This window comes from Terribacillus saccharophilus, assembly GCF_002272745.1.
GTDB classification, from domain to species: Bacteria; Bacillota; Bacilli; order Bacillales; family Amphibacillaceae; genus Terribacillus; species Terribacillus saccharophilus_B.
Map to the genome: position 1 here is coordinate 15695 of NZ_NPBD01000001.1, position 17598 is coordinate 33292.

18 protein-coding genes and 2 riboswitches are annotated in these 17598 nt (G+C 44.8%); of the genes, 11 read left to right on the forward strand and 7 right to left on the reverse strand.

The features are described from left to right. Positions 1-28 precede the first annotated feature (28 nt). From CHH58_RS00070 to CHH58_RS00095, 6 genes are all read right to left on the reverse strand, one after another. Positions 29-1030: an ABC transporter ATP-binding protein gene (locus tag CHH58_RS00070; RefSeq protein WP_095261801.1), complete on the reverse strand. Its 1002-nt coding sequence runs from the start codon at positions 1028-1030 to the stop codon at positions 29-31. After that, entirely contained in the window at positions 1027-2043 is a 1017-nt protein-coding gene (locus tag CHH58_RS00075; RefSeq protein WP_095261802.1) for an ABC transporter ATP-binding protein, read from the reverse strand. The genes CHH58_RS00070 and CHH58_RS00075 overlap by 4 nt, the downstream gene beginning before the upstream one ends. Before the next feature lie 13 nt (positions 2044-2056). Beyond that, complete coding sequence (locus CHH58_RS00080) at positions 2057-2905, reverse strand: ABC transporter permease (RefSeq protein ID WP_095229597.1); 849 nt, start codon at positions 2903-2905, stop codon at positions 2057-2059. Between the two features lie 21 nt (positions 2906-2926). Then, positions 2927-3871 carry an ABC transporter permease gene (locus tag CHH58_RS00085; RefSeq protein WP_095261803.1) on the reverse strand — a complete coding sequence of 315 codons (945 nt, stop codon included), beginning with the start codon at positions 3869-3871 and terminating at the stop codon, positions 2927-2929. A 69-nt stretch (positions 3872-3940) separates the two neighbouring features. Beyond that, entirely contained in the window at positions 3941-5527 is a 1587-nt protein-coding gene (locus tag CHH58_RS00090; RefSeq protein ID WP_095261804.1) for an ABC transporter substrate-binding protein, read from the reverse strand. Between the two features lie 12 nt (positions 5528-5539). Next, complete coding sequence (locus CHH58_RS00095; RefSeq protein ID WP_095261805.1) at positions 5540-6736, reverse strand: M20 metallopeptidase family protein; 1197 nt, start codon at positions 6734-6736, stop codon at positions 5540-5542. Between the two features lie 110 nt (positions 6737-6846). Next, positions 6847-6950, reverse strand: a riboswitch (SAM riboswitch). 197 nt (positions 6951-7147) lie between these two features. Beyond that, a riboswitch (SAM riboswitch) is annotated at positions 7148-7251 on the forward strand. Positions 7252-7331: 80 nt separating this feature from the next. Here CHH58_RS00095 and CHH58_RS00100 point away from each other — a divergent pair. Genes CHH58_RS00100 through CHH58_RS00110 form a run of 3 tightly spaced genes read left to right on the forward strand, consistent with a single transcriptional unit; the run spans position 7332 to position 10739 of the window. Then, the gene (locus tag CHH58_RS00100; RefSeq protein WP_095261806.1) at positions 7332-8432 is read left to right on the forward strand and encodes a methionine biosynthesis PLP-dependent protein; all 1101 of its coding nucleotides are present in this window, start codon (positions 7332-7334) and stop codon (positions 8430-8432) included. A gap of 11 nt (positions 8433-8443) precedes the next feature. Beyond that, complete coding sequence (locus tag CHH58_RS00105; RefSeq protein WP_095261807.1) at positions 8444-9616, forward strand: aminotransferase class I/II-fold pyridoxal phosphate-dependent enzyme; 1173 nt, start codon at positions 8444-8446, stop codon at positions 9614-9616. 16 nt (positions 9617-9632) lie between these two features. Beyond that, positions 9633-10739: a 5-methyltetrahydropteroyltriglutamate--homocysteine S-methyltransferase gene (locus tag CHH58_RS00110; RefSeq protein ID WP_095261343.1), complete on the forward strand. Its 1107-nt coding sequence runs from the start codon at positions 9633-9635 to the stop codon at positions 10737-10739. 36 nt (positions 10740-10775) lie between these two features. Here CHH58_RS00110 and CHH58_RS00115 read toward each other — a convergent pair whose 3' ends face one another. Then, a complete protein-coding gene (locus tag CHH58_RS00115) occupies positions 10776-11315 on the reverse strand; it encodes a sugar O-acetyltransferase (protein ID WP_095261808.1) in 540 nt (179 codons plus the stop codon). A 251-nt stretch (positions 11316-11566) separates the two neighbouring features. Here CHH58_RS00115 and CHH58_RS00120 point away from each other — a divergent pair, with 251 nt between their 5' ends. The 8 genes from CHH58_RS00120 (at position 11567) to srlD (ending at position 17593) form a co-directional block, all read left to right on the forward strand. Beyond that, on the forward strand, positions 11567-12325 hold the full coding sequence (locus tag CHH58_RS00120) for a lipoate--protein ligase family protein (protein WP_095261933.1): 759 nt from the start codon (positions 11567-11569) through the stop codon (positions 12323-12325). Positions 12326-12337: 12 nt separating this feature from the next. Then, complete coding sequence (gene lipA, locus CHH58_RS00125) at positions 12338-13258, forward strand: lipoyl synthase (RefSeq protein ID WP_095233174.1); 921 nt, start codon at positions 12338-12340, stop codon at positions 13256-13258. Positions 13259-13453: 195 nt separating this feature from the next. Beyond that, positions 13454-14401: a sugar-binding transcriptional regulator gene (locus tag CHH58_RS00130; RefSeq protein ID WP_095261809.1), complete on the forward strand. Its 948-nt coding sequence runs from the start codon at positions 13454-13456 to the stop codon at positions 14399-14401. After that, positions 14398-14841, forward strand: coding sequence for a transcriptional regulator GutM (locus tag CHH58_RS00135; protein WP_095261810.1), 444 nt, complete (start codon positions 14398-14400; stop codon positions 14839-14841). Before CHH58_RS00130 ends, CHH58_RS00135 begins: the two co-directional genes overlap by 4 nt. A 1-nt stretch (position 14842) precedes the next feature. Next, positions 14843-15403 (forward strand): PTS glucitol/sorbitol transporter subunit IIC, encoded by a 561-nt coding sequence (srlA, locus tag CHH58_RS00140; RefSeq protein ID WP_095229619.1) that lies wholly within the window; start codon positions 14843-14845, stop codon positions 15401-15403. Positions 15404-15407: 4 nt separating this feature from the next. Continuing rightward, positions 15408-16415: a PTS glucitol/sorbitol transporter subunit IIB gene (gene srlE, locus CHH58_RS00145; protein ID WP_095229621.1), complete on the forward strand. Its 1008-nt coding sequence runs from the start codon at positions 15408-15410 to the stop codon at positions 16413-16415. Positions 16416-16428: 13 nt separating this feature from the next. Beyond that, positions 16429-16788 carry a PTS glucitol/sorbitol transporter subunit IIA gene (locus CHH58_RS00150; RefSeq protein ID WP_095233171.1) on the forward strand — a complete coding sequence of 120 codons (360 nt, stop codon included), beginning with the start codon at positions 16429-16431 and terminating at the stop codon, positions 16786-16788. Positions 16789-16807: 19 nt separating this feature from the next. Next, positions 16808-17593 carry a sorbitol-6-phosphate dehydrogenase gene (gene srlD / locus CHH58_RS00155; RefSeq protein ID WP_095229625.1) on the forward strand — a complete coding sequence of 262 codons (786 nt, stop codon included), beginning with the start codon at positions 16808-16810 and terminating at the stop codon, positions 17591-17593. Positions 17594-17598: the final 5 nt, after the last annotated feature.

Consider the following 17598-nt stretch of genomic DNA (forward strand, 5'->3'; position numbering starts at 1 on the left):
AGCAACCTGCTCCCGCAGGTTGCTTTTCTTATAATGTAATTCTTGCTTTTTCCTCCGTCCCAACAGGATAGAAGCAAGCCACTTCCTGTCCTGGAACACCGCGTTCTTCCGGAACAGGAATGTTAGTTTTACAGAATTCAGTCGCTTTCGGACATCGGGTGTGAAACACGCAGCCTGATGGCGGGTTAGCAGGGGAGGGCAGTTCACCTTTCAAAACGATGCGTTCCCGTGCGCGTTCCTTGTCTGGATCCGGCAGCGGCACAGCGGAAAGCAGTGCATTTGTATATGGATGCTGTGCATGTGTCTGGAATGAATCACGATTGGATCTTTCCATTACTTTGCCGAGATACATGACGGCGACGCGGTCAGCAATGTGGTTGATGACAGAAAGGTCGTGTGCGATGAATACATACGTCAAATCCAATTTCTTCTGAAGATCTTGGAATAAGTTGATCACTTGGGCTTGGACGGATACATCAAGCGCACTGACTGGTTCGTCACAAACAATCAGCTGCGGCTCCAGAGCAATAGCACGAGCAATACCAATCCGCTGACGCTGACCACCAGAGAATTCATGGGGCAGCCGGTTATAATGGTCATCTGGATTCAAACCGACTAGCTCCATTAGCTCCTTCACTCGCGACTCCAGGTTCTTGGTCTTTTTGTACGCTTTAAGCGGAGCAGCGATGCTCTCGCTCACTTTCATGCGCGGATTCAAACTTGTATACGGATCCTGGAACACCATTTGCATATTGCGCCGCAGCTCGTAAAGCTCTTTAGCAGATGCGTCTGTATACGTGTTTCCCTCAAATAGGATGTCACCAGAAGTAGGTTTTTGCAGTCCGACGATGCTCCGGGCTAACGTACTTTTCCCACAGCCAGATTCTCCGACAATGCCTAGTATCTCGCCTTTTTTCACATTCAAATCTATACCATTCAAGGCTTTTACTTGGCCTGTTGTCTTTTGTAAGACGCCGCTTTTAATTGGAAAATGGACGTGCAGATCTTTTATTTCCAGCAATGTATTCATGACAGCAGCACTCCTTTCCGTTCGGCTACAGCTTGTTTTTCTTTATCGAATTCAGGCTTGCTGAGTATACATGCAGCCGAGTGGTTTGTTCCGTGTTCCGAGAGCGGCGGGTCAGTCTGAAGGCAAGCGTCTCTCGCAAATGGACAACGAGGATGGAAGTTGCAGCCTTTTGGCGGGTGAATCAGATTCGGCGGATGCCCCTCGATATGGAGCAGCCTCTCGGTACCACCTGCATCAAGTCTTGGAATCGAGCGTAGCAGCGACCACGTATACGGCATTGCAGTTTTATAGAAGATATCAGCCGTACTGCCAGATTCGACAATTTTACCTGCATACATGACAAGGATCCTGTCTGCCAGGTTTGCCACGACGCCTAGATCATGAGTGATCATAATAATGCTGGTACCATACTTCTTCTGGATACTTTTCAATAACTCAATGATTTGAGCTTGAATTGTTACATCTAATGCTGTTGTGGGCTCATCGGCGATAAGCAGCTTCGGTCTGGCTGCAAGTGCAATGGCGATCAGAACGCGCTGGCGCATCCCGCCGGAAAATTGATGCGGATAATCCTGCATCCTTCGTTCTGGATCTGAGATGCCGACATCTATCAGCAGCTCGATTGCTTTTTGGTGAGCTTCTTTTTTCGAAAACTTCTGATGTGTCTGAATGGCTTCCATCAGCTGTCTGCCAATCTTGAAAACAGGATTAAGGCTCGACATTGGATCTTGAAAGATCATGGCGATTTCTTTTCCCCGCAAATTACGCAGACGCTTTTTATCCATTGTCAGGATGTTCTCGCCTTCGAACAAAATTTCACCCTTTGGATACGTTGCAGGCGGTTCCGGATTAAGCTTAGTCAGCGAGTGGGCGAGTACACTTTTTCCACTGCCCGATTCCCCGACAATGCCGATTGTCTGCCCGGCTTCCAGCCGGAAGGATACACCATCAACTGCTTTGACGAGGCCAGCTGGTGTATCCAGGTGTACATGCAGATTGTTAACTTCTAGCATAATGAATCCTCCTCTAGGCAGCTGGTGCTGTTTGCTTTGGTTTGCGTTTCCGTTTTTTCTTGACACTATGCGGATCGAATGCGTCCCTGAGACCGTCACCGAGTATATTCAACGACAAAACTGTAATGACGATTGCGATACCAGGGAAAATCGAGAACCATGGGGCTATTGTGATATAAATTTGAGATTCCTGCAGCATATTTCCCCAGGTCGGTGTAGATGGATTAACTCCGACACCGAGGAAGCTTAGTGCTGCTTCTGCCAGTATTGCTTTGGCAAAGATGAACGTACTTTGTACAATAATTGGCGATAGTACATTCGGCAGGATATAACGGAAGATGATCACCACATTATTTGTTCCCGTCGTTCTTGCTGCTTCAATGTATTGTGCGTTTTTGATTTGCAGCACGGCAGAGCGTACCACTCGAGCCATGACTGGGAAGAAGGCAATTGTCAGGGCGATGACAATATTCGTAATGCTTCCGCCTAAAGCCGCAACGAGTGCTAATGCAAGCAGAAGGGCAGGGAAGGCAAGGAAGCCATCCACAATTCGCATCAAGATAAAATCAGTTTTCCGAAAATAGCCGGACACTAGACCAAGCAGTGTACCAATTACAGTTGCCACGACAGCAACAATGACGCCGACAGCCAGTGACACGCGAGCAGCTACAATAACACGAGCAAAGATGTCTCGACCAAAATCATCTGTACCAAACCAATGGGTGCCAGATGGTGCAAGGAGGCGCTGGTTGGCGTCTATCGCTGCAGGGGATACCGGCAGCCACAAATTTGCAGTTATAGTTGCTAATGCAACGAGTAAGAAAATAGTAAGTGCAATTACATTCCTCTTCTTGGACATCATCGTTTATGTACCTCCTTCGGCTCAGTCATAGCGAATCCTCGGATCAAGGAATGCATACAAAAGATCGACGATTAAGTTGACTAGAACGTAAATCGCAGCGATGAATAGCACGACGCCTTGAATCACCGGGTAATCCCGTCTGTGAATCGAGTCGATTAAAAGCTGCCCGATACCTGGGATGGTGAAAAGTGTTTCGATGATAACCGTTCCGCCAAGCAAACCTGCCACTGTAGCACCGAGAACAGTTGTTGTTGGGATGAGTGCATTGGAGAAAACGTGCTTCATCAATACATCACGTTCACGAACGCCTTTCGCTCGTGCTGTTTTTGTATAATCCTGATTCACGGAATCAAGCATGCTGTCCCGCAGCATTCGGGCAATGATACCGATTTCTACTAATGCCAGCACGAAAGCAGGCAGCAGCAAATGGTAAATCCATGGCCCGAAGCCTTCCGCAAGCGGCATATAGCCGGCGACCGGGAAAATCGGGAATGTTACACCAAACACGAGCACAAGTAAAATCGCAAGCCAGAATTCTGGTATGGATACACCGAGAAGAGAGGCGTTAGTAAATATTGGATCCAGAATTGTTTTACGCAAGGACACAATCAGGATTGCTAGCGGAATGGAGATGATCAAAATAAAGAGCAGGGACAATACCATCAAACTAATAGTTGGTCCAAAGTTACCAAAGATGAGTTCCGTAACTGGCTGGGCAGAGTAGACACTCGTTCCTAGATCACCGGTGATGACTTGTTTGATCCAGTCGAAGAATTGGATATACAAAGGCTCATTCAAACCAAGCTGCTCTTCCAGCTGTGCAATGGCTTCCGGTGAAGCGTCTTCTCCAAGGATGATGAAGGCTGGATTTCCAGGTGTCAGGTGGACGAGCAGGAATACAATGATGCTGACGACAAGCATAACCGGTATGACAGATAGTAGCCTGCGGATCGTGTAATTAAGCACGTAAGTCACTCCTTTATTTAGAAATGGAAGAAAATCGCCAGCGGTAACGCAGGCGATTTTCTCGGGGCATTACTGTGATTTCCATGTATTCCAAAAGCGAGGACCATACCAATCATCATAATCCTGCAACTTGGAAGTGCGTGCATCCAGAGTGGAAAGGTTGCTTACTTTCTCAAATGGAAGCTCGTCATAGATCGTCTTGTTCAGCTCAGCGAGAATCTCTTGCTGGGCTGCTTCATCTTCTGCTTCACCCCACTGTGCGATAAGCTCCTGCCAGCGTTCGCTGTTGTACCAGCCGCTACTGTTGGAATCCTGGCTTACTACACCAGCTTGGTTAGGCGAGAAGAATGGAGACCAGCCGACTACGACCATATCCCAGTTAGCGCCATCGCTCCATTTTTCCAGGTAAGTTGCCCATTCATAGGACTCCAGCTCAACGTTGAAACCGACTGCTTCAAGCTGCTGTTCTGCGATTTCGGCAATTTTCTTATACTCTGCGTGGTCATTAGAGAAGATGATTTTAACTGGCTGCCCATTATAGGAGCTCTCCTCAAGCAGTCTTTTAGCTTCATCCTGATCAAATGCCTCGAAGTTATCGATGTTTTCATCTGAGTAAAGAGCTGTCTGATCTGGTGTAAACAAGGCACCATCTAAATTATAAAACTCGCTGTTGCCGTAAGTTGCTTTGGCGATGGCTTCTTTATCAAGTGCAGCATGCAGTGCTTCTCTGACCTTGATATCATCGAAAGGTGCTTCTGATTTATCCGGTGTAATGACAGAATAGCCATTGCTAGAAATTGCTGGTTCGACATTTGGTGTCGTATCAACTACATCGTACAAGTCAAGCGGAATGGACTGTACGTAATCATATAGATCTGTCTTCAAACCGTTAAGCATAACTTGCGGGTCTTTTACGATTTTAAAGTGAATCGTATCGAGGTATGCAGTTTTCTTACCTGTCAAACCGCCCCAGTCTTCTTCTTCACGGGATTGATAGTCTTCGAATTTGGATAGGACAATCTCATTTCCGCGCTTCCAAGAATCAAATTGGAATGGACCTGTACCGATCAGCTGCTCGTTTGTAAGCGGCTGTTCACCTGCAGATTCAGCAATATCAGCTGGAATGATGACAGCTGATGCTTTTGGTGCAGACATATCAGTAAGCAAAGCGGTATAAGGATCATTTAGCGTAATAACCAATGTCAGGTTGTCTGTTGCTTCGACTGAATCAACATGCGTTGCAGTGATCTTACCGACAGAGGAGACCTTGAGCCAGCGATCGATTGAAGCCTTCGCGTCTTGAGCAGTTACGTCTTGCCCGTTGTGGAATTTCAGTCCATCACGAAGCGTTATCGTGTAGGTCTTTTTATCATCACTAACAGTGTAATCGTCAGCAAGCAAAGGGCGTACTTGATAATCATGATCTAATGCAAACAAACCCTCATAAATATGCCAGCCGATTTTTCTAGTAGCACTTTCTCCGGAATACATCCAGTCAAGCGTATCAGGATCAGCACTCATCGCAACGTTCAAGTCTCCGCCTTCCACGGGCTCTCCGCCGCTTGCGCTTGAACTGCTGCTGGAATTGCTGGAGCACCCGAAAAGGGCTACCGAGGCCATTAAGCCAAATAATATAAGTGCAAATTTCTTATTCAATATACTTCCTCCTTAGCTTCCCAATAACGAGAATACAATTTTCGTAAATGCTTTTTCTGTGATAAGCAAAGCTTGCTCATCGATGTCAAACTTAGGATGATGATGGGGATAATGTGTGGCAGTATCCTCATTGCGGGAGCCAACTTTAAAGAAGCTTCCTGGTTTCTCTTGTAAGTAATAAGCAAAATCTTCTGCTCCCATCCCAGTTTCAAGTGGGATTACTTGTTCTTCACCGAATTCTTCGGCAAAAAGACGCTGCAAAAGTGCAGTTTCTTCCGGATGGTTGTAAAGAGCGGGATAGCCATGCAGATAGTCGATCGAATAAGTCGCGCCGAACCCAGTTGCGATACCGGCTACAATGGACTCGATTTGCTTTCTCACCTGCTGACGGATGTCGGCGTTGAATGTCCGTACTGTTCCTTCTAATCTAGCGGTGTCCGGAATAACATTGAATGCTTGGCCAGACTGGAACACACCAAGTGTCACGACTGCTGATTCCAGCGGGTTGACTCTGCGGCTGACAATCTTCTGTAGGGCGCTAACAATATCACTTCCGATTACAATTGGATCGACAGCCTCATGAGGAGCTGCGCCATGACCGCCTTTTCCTTGGATGGTAATCGCAAATTTATCGACTGCAGCCATTTTGAAGCCTTTGCCAACACCGATCTTTCCGAGAGGGGCAGCCGAATTAAGGTGGGCACCGTAAACATAGTCCACACCATCAAGTGCACCATCTTCTATCATCGCTTTCGCACCGCCTGGCGGAACTTCCTCGGCTGGCTGGAACAGTAAAACCACTTTGCCATTAAGGCTGTCCTTGTGCTTAATCAATGCTTTGGCAGTTCCGAGCAATGCAGCAGTATGGCCGTCATGACCGCAAGCATGCATCACGCCGGCTGTCTTGGATCGATACGCTGTTTCTTTTTCATCTTCTATCGGCAGGGCATCGAAATCAGCACGAAGAGCAATCGTAGGTCCTGCTGCTTTTCCTGCAAGTGTAGCTACGATGCCATAGCCACCGATGTTTGTCTGGATATTTTCATAGCCAAAGCTACGCAGTTTTTCAGCGATGAAACGGGCTGTCTCCGTTTCCTGAAAACTCAATTCTGGATGCTGATGCAAATAACGTCTCCACTCAACTACTTCTGCGAAATTGTCTTCTAATTCCGTATGTACTTCCGCAAGCGTCTGCTTAATCTGTTCCATTTTCTAACCCCCTGTAATAATCTTGATATTTCCTATATAAATAATCGGAATTAATGCTAAAAAAAGACCCTCTTCCAGACAGAAGAGGGTCTTTTAAAGATTTTCCGCTCTTCTTATCTTCAGTGTTAAACACCTGGAATTAGCACAGTGCTGCGTTTGGCAGCCTGTTGCTTTGGTTTCGTTGGGCCATTCCCTCCACCAATCTCGATAAGAAATATTAGTTGTAAGGAAAAGGATAGACCGAAAAGTTCTAGGTGTCAATCCTATTTTTTGTCACTGTTTCTCCTGGTTGGCATAACTATGCTAAAAATTCCATTAGAGAAAGATTTATTTGGCAGAAAATTTAAATAATGCTTGACTGTATATTTTTCTGTGATAACATAGCTTTAACATTAAAAATTATATAGAACTTTCTTATCAAGAGAGACGGAGGGAATTGGCCCAGTGATGTCTCAGCAACCAGTCTGAGAAGACACGGTGCTAAATCCAAAAGGTATCCGCCTTAAAGATAAGAAGCTGATTCGGTCATGACTGAACCTTCTTCCTTTTTGGGGAGAAGGTTCTTTTTTTGTTGAATAGAAGGGTGAGAAGCGGTATGGGAAATAGCTTAGAAACAACATTCGTGCAGCTTGGGAATCGCAGTGATAGAGCGACAGGGGCAGTCAATCCGCCAGTTTATCTGTCTACTGCATATGCACACAGTGGAATCGGCGAATCAACCGGCTATGATTATTCTCGGACGAAGAATCCCACTCGTTCTGTCCTGGAAGAAGGATTTGCAAAGCTCGAAAAAGGTGACCGGGCATTTGCTTGCAGCTCAGGCATGGCAGCAATCCAGCTCGTATTGTCCCTTTTTCGTTCAGGCGATTCATTGCTTGTACCAGCGGATATTTATGGAGGGACCTATCGACTGTTTGATTTCTATTCAGATGCATATGACGTATCACCGGTGTATGCGTCTTTTCATTCCGTCGAAGAGACTGCGGAATTGATAACGGATGATACAAAAGCAATTTTCCTTGAAACACCGACAAACCCGCTTATGCAGGAAATTGATATTGCTGCTTATGCGCAGCTGGCAAAAGCACATAACCTGCTGTTAATTGTTGATAACACGTTTCTGACACCATATTACCAGCAGCCACTTACAGAAGGCGCAGATATCGTCATCCATAGTGCGACGAAATATATCGGCGGTCACAACGACGTTTTAGCTGGTCTTGTTGTGAGTAAAGGCAGCGATCTATCAGATAGGTTAGCTGTATTGCATAACGGTACGGGAGCTGTCTTGTCTCCACTCGATTCCTGGCTCCTCATCCGCGGCTTGAAGACGCTGCCGCTTCGAATGCGGCAGCACCAAGCAAATGCACAGCGTATCGCAGATTACCTGGCAGAGGAGCCAAAGGTGAAAGATGTCCTGTATACAGGCAAAGGTGGAATGCTCTCGTTTCGCATGCAAGACAGCAGCTGGATCGATACATTCCTTCGAAGCCTGAACATCATTACATTTGCCGAAAGCCTTGGCGGAGTGGAAAGCTTCATCACGTATCCTACAACACAGACACATGCGGATATTCCTATTGAGGAGAGAGAAGCCAGAGGAATTTGCGATTGTCTGCTTCGTTTCTCGGTTGGAATTGAAGAAGCGGAGGATTTGATTGGTGATTTACAGCAAGCATTCGCCAAACTGGATTAGGAGGTCATCTAATGGAAGAACAACATGCAGAAACGACGTGTATACGGGGATCATACAAAGAGCAGCGGACTGGCGCGGTGAATGTGCCGATTTATCTATCATCAACCTTTCATCAGGAAAGCTTCGATGATTTCGGGCCATTTGATTACAGTCGTTCCGGCAATCCGACACGTGAGGCTCTTGAGAAGAAAGCGGCAGAATTGGAAGGAGGGACAGATGCTTTCGCATGTTCATCTGGCATGGCGGCAATTTCGTCAGCATTCATGCTGCTTTCGGCAGGTGATCATGTAATTGTAACCGAGGATGTATACGGTGGAACGTATCGTTTTGTGACAGAGATCCTTCCGAAATTCCAGATTAGTCATTCCTTCGTAGATTTATCCGATTTGGGTGCTGTTGAAGCAGCTGTACGGCCTAATACGAAAGTCATTTATCTGGAAACACCGTCAAATCCCTGTTTAAAGGTGACAGACATCCGGGCAGTTGTACGGATAGCGAAGCAAAGCAATTGTTTGACTTTCTTAGACAATACATTTTTGACTCCGCTGTATCAGCAGCCATTAGCACTCGGTGTGGATGTGGTCATCCACAGTGCAACCAAGTTTCTGTCGGGGCACAGTGATATTATCGCCGGACTGCTGATTACAAAGGATGCAGCACTGGGAGAGCGACTGGCCTTCATTCAGAACACATTCGGTGCCATTCTTGGTGCTCAGGATAGCTATTTGCTGCTCCAAGGAATAAAGACGTTAGGTACAAGATTGCGACAGTCGACTGGAACAGCCGAGAGGATAGCTTTGTTCCTGCAGGAGCATCCGCTTGTAAAAGATGTTTTCTATCCTGGCTTGCCTACCCATAACGGACATGACATACATACCGGGCAGGCCAGTGGAAATGGAGCAGTACTATCGTTTGCACTGTCGAGTAGGGAGCATGCCAAGATTTTTGTGGAACAGCTTCGCATTCCGATCTTCGCCGTTAGCCTCGGTGCAGTAGAATCCATTCTTTCGTATCCGACTGCGATGTCACATGCTGCCATGCCGGAAGCTGAGCGAAAGAAACGAGGTATAACAGATGGGCTCTTACGTTTATCTGTCGGCCTGGAGCATGTGGAGGATCTCATAGGAGATCTGCAGCATGCCTTGAAGGCTGCTGAACGATTAACAGAAAAAGTAGAAAACTAAAATGGGAGAGATGAACATGACAACGAAAACAAAAACGGCACCATTCAGAGCAGATCACGTAGGGAGCTTACTTCGTCCAGATGTGCTGCACAAAGCAAGACAGCAATTCAAAGAAGGACAAATCAGCAAACAAGATCTTCGCGAAATAGAAACGTCAGAAATTAAAAGAATTGTCGACAAACAGATTGAAGTCGGATTGGAGCTTGTGACAGACGGAGAATTCCGGAGAAGATTCTGGCACACAGATTTCCTTGAGCACTTGAATGGTATCACGGGTTATGTTCCGGATACCGGCTATTTGTTTAAAGGTGAGGAGACAGAGCGGTATAATATAAAAAATACTGGCAAAGTTTCGTTTAATCCGGATCACCCATTCATCGAGGATTATAAGGAATTCCAAGACATCGTCGCTGGCAGGGCAGTAGCTAAACAGACTATTCCTAGTCCGAATCAGCTCTTCCATACGGACATTCGTGATCATTCAATTTATCCGGATATCGAAGATTTTGCAGCAGATGTAATCCAGGCTTACAAAGATGCCATCCAAGCCTTTTATGATGCGGGGGTACGCTATTTGCAGTTGGATGATGTTTACATTGCTACACTATCGTCTCCTGATGCGAAATTCGATGGAGAGCATTCCCGAGAATTCCTGATCGATTTGGCTCGCCGCGTAATTAATGATGTATTAGAAGGAAAGCCTGAGGATCTTACTGTGACAACGCATCTTTGTCGAGGAAACTACCGCTCCACTTATATGTTCGGAGGCAGCTATGACCTCATTGCTCAGGACCTATTAGCGAAGGAAAAAGTGGATGGATTCTTCCTCGAGTATGATGATGAGCGTTCAGGAACATTCGAACCTCTTAAATATATTCCGAGTGAAGGTCCAAGAGTAGTATTGGGCGTAGTAACTTCCAAGTTTGGAGAATTGGAAGATAAGAATGCCGTGATAAGCCGTATAGAAGAAGCGTCAAAATATATTCCTCTTGATCAGATCTGCTTAAGCCCGCAATGCGGATTTGCCTCCACTCATCATGGCAATAAACTGACAGAGGAAGAACAATGGGAGAAACTGCGCTTTATCGTTGATGTTGCGAATACAGTTTGGCCAAAAGATTAAATGAGGAAAGCCGTCAATTTTGACGGCTTTTTTCATTTACTCAATATCTTTAATGCGCTTCGCTGGGTTACCAGCGACAATCGTATTTGGTGGTACATCTTTCGTTACGACAGAACCTGCTGCCACAATGGAATTATCTCCGATGGTGACGCCGGCTAGTATAGTACAGCTTCCGCCGATCCAAACATCATTTCCAATTGTAATTGGAATGGCATAACCGTCTTTTGTCCTGTCAACTGGCTGTATAGAGTGACCTGCTGTATAAATTCCGACATTAGGTCCGATCATGCAATTATCTCCAATAATGACTTTTGCCATATCAAGAACGGTGAAATTGAATCCAGCATAGAAATTTTCTCCTACTTCAATGTTATATCCCAAATCACAGTGAAAGTTATGCTCGATGGAAATCTGCTGACCACATTTTCCGAGCAGTTCCTTTAACAATTCTTCTCTCTTCGTTTCTTCATCTGGAGAGCAGGAATTGAATGCATATGTTAGTTTAGCCGCACGTTTTGATTTTTGTTTCAGGTCGGGAGTTCCTCTTAAATATGTTATCTTTTCTTCGTTTCCCACACTAATTCACCTAGCTTTTTTGAATTTTTATCTATCTTAACATACTACCCTTAGGACATAAGGAAAATGGAAAGTAATTGGGAGTATTTAATCCTAGTAGGAAAGTAGGCTTTTGAGAAAGCGGTTGCTTCATCGTCTCGCTGTTCGTTAGAATTGAATTGTTAATATTATTTGAACTTTGTAAATAAGAAGGTGACAGCGTGCGGAAATGGGTTTTCTGGGACGACGGTGATCATTCGCCTGCCTTTAATATGGCAGCGGATGAAATGCTAATGCAATGGCACCGTGAAGGACGGATCGCCCCTGTGTTGCGTTTTTACGGCTGGAATCCTGGCGGGTTTTCTGTTGGGTATTTCCAGAAGTCAAAAAAATTCAACTTAGAAGAAATCGAGAAGCGAGGATTCGAACTGGTCCGAAGACCTACTGGCGGTCAAGCAGTACTGCATCATCAGGAACTGACGTATAGCATTATCGTATCGGAGGATTATCCAGGCGTACCATCCACAATCAAAGACGCTTACAAGGTGTTATCAAAAGGGCTACTGCTCGGTTTTGAAAATCTGGGTATTCAAGCGGAATTCGCCGTACCTGCTGACTCGAAACCGAAGGGCACAGCCAATTGCTTTGAGGAAGCTTCTTGGTATGAGATCAATGTGGACGGAAAGAAAGCAGCCGGAAGTGCTCAGACTAGACAGAAAGGTGTCATACTCCAGCACGGGTCGATTCCAATCTGGCTGAAACAAGAGGATCTGCTGGAATTGTTCCTCTACCCAAGTGAACGTGTCAAAGAGCGTGCTTATAAGAGCTTTAAGAACAAAGCTGCCAGTCTTCAGGAATTTATCTCTGTGCAGACTACTCTGGAAGAAATAAGAGATAGCTTCTATGATGGTTTTCAAAATGGACTAGGTGTAACATTCGAAAGACTTGAACTGAATGAGGAACAACTAAAAACAATCGAAGAACTTGCCAAAGAGAAATACCAAAATCACGAATTCTTATATGCACGTTAAGGAGGAACGAAAATGGTAAAGAAAACGATGGCGCAACGTCGGGAAGGTATGCTCCGCAAGCCGGAGTGGCTGAAGATTGATTTCAACACAAATGAAGACTATATGGATTTGAAGAAAATGATGCGGGAAATGAATTTACATACTGTATGTGAAGAGGCGAAATGCCCGAATATCTATGAGTGCTGGTCGGTCCGGAAAACGGCAACATTCATGATTCTCGGTTCTATTTGTACAAGAGGCTGCCGCTTTTGTGCGGTTACTTCTGGTAAACCGACAGAATTAGACTGGGCAGAACCAGAGCGTGTCGCTGATTCTGTTGCTAAAATGGGACTGCGCCATGCGGTTGTTACAGCAGTTGCCAGAGATGATTTGGAAGACGGAGGTTCAGCTGTGTTCGCGGAAACAGTTCGTGCCATTCATCAGAGAATGCCGAATACAACGGTAGAGGTACTGCCGTCCGATATGAAAGGAACGTATGAGAGCATCAAGATGTTAATGGATGCCAAGCCGGATATTTTCAACCATAATATCGAGACAGTACGGCGATTGACACCTTCTGTCCGTCATCGTGCAACGTACGACCGCTCACTTGAGCTACTTGACCGTGTCAAAACGATCTCTCCGGATACACCAACTAAATCCAGCATCATGCTAGGTTTGGGAGAGACGAAGGAAGAGATTGTGCAGGCTATGGACGATTTGCTAGAGCATCGTGTTGATATCATGACAATCGGCCAATACTTGCAGCCGTCATTTAAGCATCTGAAAGTACAGAAGTATTACCATCCAGATGAATTTGCTGAACTGAAAGAAATTGCCTTGCAGAAGGGATTCCGCCACTGCGAATCAGGCCCAATGGTCCGCTCCTCCTATCATGCAGACGAACAAGTAAATCCAGAAGCGAGACAGCGCCAGTTTGGCGGATGCTCGTAATAATAATTAAAGGAATATGCCAATCGGTATGTTCCTTTTTTATTTTTGGGTGAACATGCACATATGTGCGTGGGAGATGTAAGTTGTGTCATATGAGCAGTTTTTTGTTGATTCTACTTTGAAAGCGTTTTATATTAAGTGCATAAGGCACCCGAAATTCATATGAATTCACAATGCGCATAAAGGAGCTTACCTATGGATTGGCAAGAAGAGAGACGTCTCGTGAAAGTAGCCAGAATGTATTACGAAGAGAATATGACCCAAAATGAAATTGCCAAAGAACTTGGTGTATACAGAACAACTGTTACACGCTTACTGCAAAAGGCAAAAGATCAAAAGATAGTCACGATTCATATTGAGAGCACTCTTTTAGAATATGTATCTATCGAAAAAGAGCTGTGTCAGCTTTTTGGATTGAAGGACGTCGTAATCGTGCCTTCTTCGGCAGATAGTTTGAAAGAGATAGGAAAGGCCGCGCTTCGCTATCTGGATGGAATCATAACGAAGGATGATGTAGTCGGCTGTGCATGGGGCAGGACACTTGGGATGATGGCGCAGCAAGCACAATTCCAATATAAGCGGGGAGGAAGATTTGTTCCACTCGTAGGTGGTCCAGGTCAGATGCCTGTTGAAGAGCATGTGAATGCTATTGTCTATTCGATGGCAAGAGCTTTTGGAGGAGAAACAAACTTCATCGATGCTGCTGCAATAGTAAAATCAGTTGAAACACAAAGTGAGATATTGAAGTCAGGCTATATGACACATATCAGAGAGCTTTGGGGAAGCTTGTCGATAGCGCTAATAGGTATTGGTTCTCCAATGAAATCTTCCAATCTAGTATGGAGTGGTTTTCTTGGAGAAGAAGAAGTGGAGAAGCTGGAGAATCAAGAGGTTGTTGGGGATGTATGCTCACGATTCTATGATATCAAGGGTCAGGAACTGGCCACGGATCTAAAGGAAAGAGCAATTGCCATTCCTTTCTCTAAACTGAAAGAAGTAAAGCATTCCATAGCACTGGTAGAGTCGGTATCCAAAACTGATTCCATTATAGGAGCTCTCAACGGCCGAATAGCCAATGTGTTGATAACAGATGAGATAACTGCAAAATCGATCATTAAGAAAAAGAAGGAGGAGATAATTTGATCTTATTATTCATTATTTTATTGGCAGTAGGATTCCTTTTACAGAGTATTTTAGGAGTATTCCAAATTAAGAATTTTAATAAGCACTACGCTGAGCTAAGGAAAGTCGGCAGAGTAGCTATCGGCCGTTCAAAGGGAATCTTCCGTTCGGGGGCGGTGCTTATGCTGGCCCTGGATGCGAAGGCAAACATCATTCAGGCAGAAAAGATGCAGGGTCTTACTATTTTAGCTAGATGTAAGCGCGTTCAATATTTAGAAGGACAGCCATTATTATATATTGATGACGATGTGATAAAGAGTGTGGATCCATTTTTAAGAAAAGCATTAAAAGATGCACAGAAAACGTATGAAATTATCATGTCTGGCGGAACAGTTGAGAAACCGAAGTCACCTATACAATCAATATTTGGATTATTCAAAATAAAACGAGAGGTGAAGTGAGATGGATTTTATCGTAAAAGCTGCAGAAGGATTTATAGGATTATTTGAACGTGGAGGGGAGACATTCCTGGGATTAGTAGGTGACATTGTTCCGTTGCTGATCATGTTGCTTGTGGCGATGAACGCTTTGATCCAATTTGTAGGTCCTGACAAAATCGAAAAACTAGCTACAAAATCTTCAAAGAACATCTTTACACGTTATATGGTACTGCCTTTCCTAGGAACTTTCTTCCTGCTTAATCCGATGACGCTTTCTCTAGGGAGATTTCTTCCGGAACGTTATAAACCAGGATACTATGCTGCAGCAAGCTATTCTTGTCACAGCATGAATGGATTCTTCCCGCATGTTAATCCAGCGGAGCTCTTCGTTTTCCTCGGTATCGCATCAGGAATTACACAGCTCGGTCATTCCACGACTGATTTGGCATTGCGTTATCTATTAGTGGGACTCGTTATGAATATGATTCGCGGTTGGGTTACAGATTTAATGGTCAGCTATGTCGAGAAGCAGCAAAATGTAAAACTGAGCGCGACGGTCAACAACGTCGGAAAAGGGGTGTAGGGCAATGGGGGAACAATATAACGCTGTGAAAATCACAAAAGGAAATGGCGGATTTGGCGGACCGTTAGTCATCCAGCCTACGCCTGAAAAAAATAAGATTGTAAATATAACAGGTGGACCTATTAGTGATGTGGCAAATACAATAGCTGAACTCACTGGGGCGGAAGTAGTGAACGGATTTAAAACTTCCGTACCTGAAGAGGAAATAGCATGTGTCATCATCGATTGCGGCGGAACTTTGCGAGCAGGACTTTATCCGAAGAAACGAATCCCGACAATCAATATTATGCCAACTGGGCAAAGCGGGCCGATGGCGAAATTCATTACGGAAGATATATATGTATCGGGAGTGAAGCCGGCTCAAATAGAAAAACAAGGTGCCCACGATGCAAGTGTAACTGAGGCAAGTGCAGCAACAGAGATAGAAGAGCAAACTGCGAAACCAAAATATGATTCGAGTAAGAAAATCAGTGATCAGTCTGGCGGACTGATGACCAATATTGGAAAATTAATGGGTGGATTTGTAAACGTCTTTTATCAAGCAGGGCGTGATGCAATCGATACTGTTCTTAAAACGATTCTACCTTTTATGGCGTTTGTTTCGTTGTTGATTGGTTTAATTCTTGGCTCTGGTATCGGTGATGTGTTTGCGAATATCTTATCACCGCTTGCTGGGAGTATTTGGGGGCTGCTTGCTTTATCTGCAATTGTCTCGTTTCCGCTGCTTTCACCATTCCTTGGACCAGGAGCTGTTATTGCTCAAGTAATCGGAACATTGATTGGTGTAGAAATTGGCAGAGGTAATATCCCGCCAAACTTTGCTTTACCGGCAGTATTTGCAATTAATTCCCAAGCAGCTGCTGATTTCGTTCCAGTAGGATTGGGACTAGCAGAAGCAGAAACGGAAACAGTCGAGGTAGGAGTACCAGCTGTGCTTTACGGCAGATTTCTAACTGGGGCTCCAACAGTATTCGTTGCTTGGCTGGCTAGTTTCGGAATGTACGATTCATAAGGAGGAACACACAATGTTAATTTATCAAACAGAAATCACTAAAATTGGACCTTTAGCATCTGAATTCATAGAAGCAGATATGCTTATTCTCTTTAAAACAGACGCTCCAGCAGAATTGGCGGATTATTGCTTGCTGCATGAACAGAATGAACTGAGCGAGGATATATCTGCCGGTGATACACTTTATATTGGCGATCAGCCTTTTCGAATTTTGGAAGTAGGAGAAGCAGTTAACAAAAACCTAGCTGCACTAGGCCACATTACAATTCGACCGGAAGCTGGAGAGGAAGAAAACCTTCCAGGGACACTAGTTATTGAACAAGGGGATATTCCAGATTTAACAGAGGGAGCAACACTGACTATTAAAAGATAAATGAGGGAGATGTACAAAAATGGCACAAGAATTAAATAAAACTGCAATCATAGCTGGAGGAGCACAGAACTTAGGCGCCCACTTGGCGAAGCGATTAGGAGAAGAAGGATATAATGTCGTCGTTTTTGATAAGCAAGGAGATCAAGCGGAAGCTGTAGCTGCAGAGATAGCGGTAGACTGTTCCATTCAGACTGCCGGCTATGCAGTGGATGTAACTGATGAAGAAGCTATCGAGAACGCGATGGAAGATGTAAACCAGCGTTTTGGTTCCATCGACTTGCTTGTATACAATGCGGGTGTAGCTAGAAGTACGAAAATCACCGATTTTACTCTCTCTGATTGGGCTTTGTCCTTAGATGTCAATTTAACAGGATACTTCTTATGTGCAAAACATGCAAGTATATATATGATTAAGCAGCAGTCAGGAAGCATCATTCAAATCAATTCTAAATCCGGCAAAGTCGGCAGCAAACACAATTCAGGTTATTCTGCATCCAAATTTGGCGGTGTTGGCCTGACGCAGAGTTTAGCACTTGATCTTGCGGAGCATAATGTTCGTGTCAATAGCATCATGCCGGGGAATCTGTTGCACTCCCCAATGTTCCAGAGCCTGATTCCATCATATGCCAAGAAACTAGGTGTGGAAGATAGTGAAGTAGAACAGATTTACATTGATAAGGTTCCTTTGAAAAGAGGCTGCTCTTATGATGATGTAGCGAATGCTGTTATCTTCTATGCTTCCGATGCTGCTTCCTATATGACAGGGCAGTCCATCAATGTTACCGGCGGCCAAGTCATGCACTAAGCAGA